Annotated in this window: 2 protein-coding genes and 1 pseudogene; 1 reads left to right on the top strand and 2 read right to left on the bottom strand. The window is 42.7% G+C overall.

What is annotated here, in order from left to right:
• The coding region (locus ACP45E_RS01325; RefSeq protein ID WP_017038136.1) for a calcium-binding protein at positions 1-1,581 on the top strand (1,581 nt) is incomplete at its 5' end.
• A gap of 109 nt (positions 1,582-1,690) precedes the next feature.
• On the opposite strand, the gene ACP45E_RS01320 is transcribed toward ACP45E_RS01325, so the two are convergent.
• On the bottom strand, positions 1,691-2,884 hold the full coding sequence (locus ACP45E_RS01320; RefSeq protein WP_017038135.1) for a class I SAM-dependent methyltransferase: 1,194 nt from the start codon (positions 2,882-2,884) through the stop codon (positions 1,691-1,693).
• 227 nt (positions 2,885-3,111) lie between these two features.
• Positions 3,112-3,257, bottom strand: a pseudogene (locus ACP45E_RS01315) (phosphoribosylglycinamide formyltransferase); the annotation flags it as partial.

Below are 3,257 nucleotides of genomic sequence, written 5' to 3'. Positions count from 1 at the left end.
GGTGGTGATACCATCCACTCTAGTCAGTTCTCAGATGATAGTGATAACGATATCCTAGTTGGAAGCGATGCTGATCAGGGCGATAGCTTATACGCAGGTTTTGGAGATGATGTTTTAGTCTCTGGTTTAGGTAATGACGGATTGTATGGCAACCAAGGTGATGACGTAGCTGTATTACCAGGAAAATCTACCGATTACGATATCGATAAAGGTCCAGGGTATCATGAGACTAACGATATATGGTTTGACTTTAAACGACTGGAAGACCTAGGTTCTGGCGATGAAGTTGTGACTAAAGCTCTTCATTCGATTGAATATGTCCAGTTTGAAGATGGTATATTCTCAATTGATCCTTTAACAGGAACTTTGAAAGCGGTTGAACCAGATGGGTATTCAATACCTATCGATGAACTATTGGTTGAACTCTCAGACAAAGACGGGAGTGAATCTCTTAAAGACAACTCAATCAAACTTACAGGTATTCCAGAAGGTGTTGCACTAATTATTGGTGGTACAGAAATCACGGACTTTACGCTATCTAACGGCATAAAAACATTTACTCTCTCTGTGACTTTAGATGATAACTATGCTGCCTCTATCGAAAATGCATCGTTGAAAGTACCTGCCGACTATATTGGCTCGCTAAACTTTAATGTATCAGCGTCAGCTGTTGCTATAGAAGACTCTAATGGCCGTGAAAATGTAGGGCGAGACTCGGAAGAGGTCGATTTAGACGACTCAGTTGACAATCAAGTTTCTCTAATATCAGAGGGTAACATCACTGATACGATTAAAGTCAAAGGTGGTAACGATAAGGATATTGAGTGGCAGCAACATCAACACGAATCAGGGGCTACTGAAAAAACAACCTTCAAAGACGTTGCAGATACGGGGCTATTCGTTGATGTAGGTAAAGGTGGTGACTACGTTGAGTTGGGCAATGGTAATGACACCATTTACCTTGGCGATAGTGAGGCCCTTAAATCAAATAAAAACTCTGATGATAATGCACGGAAAACACTTGAGGACTATGTGGACTCGGGTAGTGCAAATTCTGGCAAGACGGATAATCTTGATATCGCATTTGGTGGCGCCGGTAACGACACTATTTACGGTGAAGCAGGGATGGATATCCTTGATGGTGGTCTTGGAGATGATTTCTTATATGGTGGTTCTGGCACTGATGCATTAAATGGTGGTGGCGGTAACGATGTTCTAGAAGGTGGGGAAGGTAGTGACTTCCTAACCGGTGGAAATGATATGGATGTGTTTAAGTGGGGAGGAGAGTCGTTCTCAACTCACGAAGACGTCATTACTGACTTTACTAAAAATGAAGACCGACTCGATTTTTCAGAGCTAGTAGGTGAAGAATCTGGCGATGCAATGGACAAATTACTGGGCGATATTGTTGTTGATGTCGATGAAGGCGACGTTACCTTAACTGTTGAACATGGTGGTGATAAGCAAGTTATTGTGTTACAAGATGGAGTAAATGAATTTGGACGTGAAAACATTCCTCTAGATGGCGGAGATGCATCGGTTGAGTTCTTGAAAAGTCTAATGCTAAACCATGATATTTAAAGACTTAAGAAAAAGGGCTGATAGGCCCTTTAACTGGTTTTTCTAAATAATGAAAAAGCCCGAATTTCTATTAGGAAATTCGGGCTTTTTTTATTCAGATATTGATAGGTTAAAGCACCTTACAAGCAAAACCTTTCAAGTAAAAACCTTCAGGGTAGGCCGTATCAATTAAGTGATCGGCTGCTTGCTCAAAACGCTCCACAAACTTTACGCTTCGGCCTGCATCAAGCGCAGCATCGGCAATCACTTTTTGGAACAGGTCTGCACTCATTAAGCCAGAGCAAGAATAAGTCAGCAAGGTTCCACCAGGTTTGAGGATCTGCATCGCAAGCATGTTGATATCTTTGTAGCCGTTAGCACCAGATGTTAGATTGTTTTTACTAGAAACAAACTTTGGTGGGTCCATAACAACCACATCAAATTGCGTTCCTTGATCGCGATACTCACGCAGTAGCTTAAATACATCGGCATTTAAAAATACGGCGCGCTTTTTAGAAATATCGAATTCATTAATTTCTGCATTGTACTTGGCAGTATCAAGAGCAGGCTGAGACACGTCAGCGTTGATTACCCGCTTCGCTCCACCTTTGAGCGCGTACAGGCCAAATCCGCCAGTGTATGAAAAGCAGTTCAGTACGTCTTTGTCTTTAACATACTTCATCGATTGCTGACGACTATCTCGCTGATCGAGATAAAACCCCGTTTTATGACCATTGATGATATCAACACTGATTTTAACGCCATTCTCTTCAATAATGACGGATTCAGGTGGTGTATCACCATGCAACACGCCGACGGTTTCAGGCAAGCCTTCTTTCTTACGAACCGCCACATCAGAGCGTTCATAGATATTGCAATCAGGAAAGCACTCAACGAGGGCATCAACTAATGTACTCTTGTTATATTCAGCGCCAGCACTAAGGAGCTGACACACCAAGTAATTTTGAAATCTATCGATGGTGATACCAGGCAGAGAATCAGACTCAGCAGCGATCAATCGGTAGCCAGTGAGTCCATCACGTTCGATGATATCGTCACGCAATAGCTGTGCTTGGCGGATTTTTTTGACAAAGAAGGCTTTATCGATATCGCGTTTCTCGAAACTCCAAACACGCGCGCGGATCTGAGAGGTAGGAGAATACGCCGCTTTTGCCAGCCATTGACCGTTATTGGCGTATACATCAACGGTTTCTCCCGATTGCGGTTCACCTTCTACACGGTGAATACCCCGTGAAAAAACCCAAGGATGTTTGCGACGTAAAGATTTGTCTCGGCCTTTAACCAGATAAATAGCGGGAGTCATGTACTTACTCAATAGATAATTTTGGTGAGCTATTGTCTTGCATGTACTAATGAAATGCAATGAGAGACTGCACGGATACCCGTTATAGAAACATCGGTCTAAACACTTGCCTAACTCTTCTGCGTGGAAATAAAAAGGCCAAATGCGAATTGCACCTGGCCTGTTAGTTTGTTCTTCTGGACGGGCTCCCGCCGAGTTAAAGTGAGTAAAAGAAGCCCAACGAGCGGTTATGCTGCCTTAATGTGTGTAGTGATATAGGGTTGCCACGCATCTTGATACAACTGCATAGACTGATTTCTCATCTTATTAATTTGCGTCAATTCAAATTGTTGCAACTCTCGTTGTTCGGCTGCCGCTTTACGCTCAATCTGTT

The organism is Vibrio genomosp. F10 str. 9ZD137 (assembly GCF_049974785.1).
Taxonomy (GTDB): Bacteria; Pseudomonadota; Gammaproteobacteria; order Enterobacterales; family Vibrionaceae; genus Vibrio.
This window is presented reverse-complemented; position numbering and strand designations above follow the sequence as displayed.

Bases quoted from the DNA above. Each gene is read 5' to 3' on its own strand.
- ACP45E_RS01320 (WP_017038135.1), bottom strand. From the start codon at position 2,884: ATGACTCCCGCTATTTATCTGGTTAAAGGCCGAGACAAATCTTTACGT.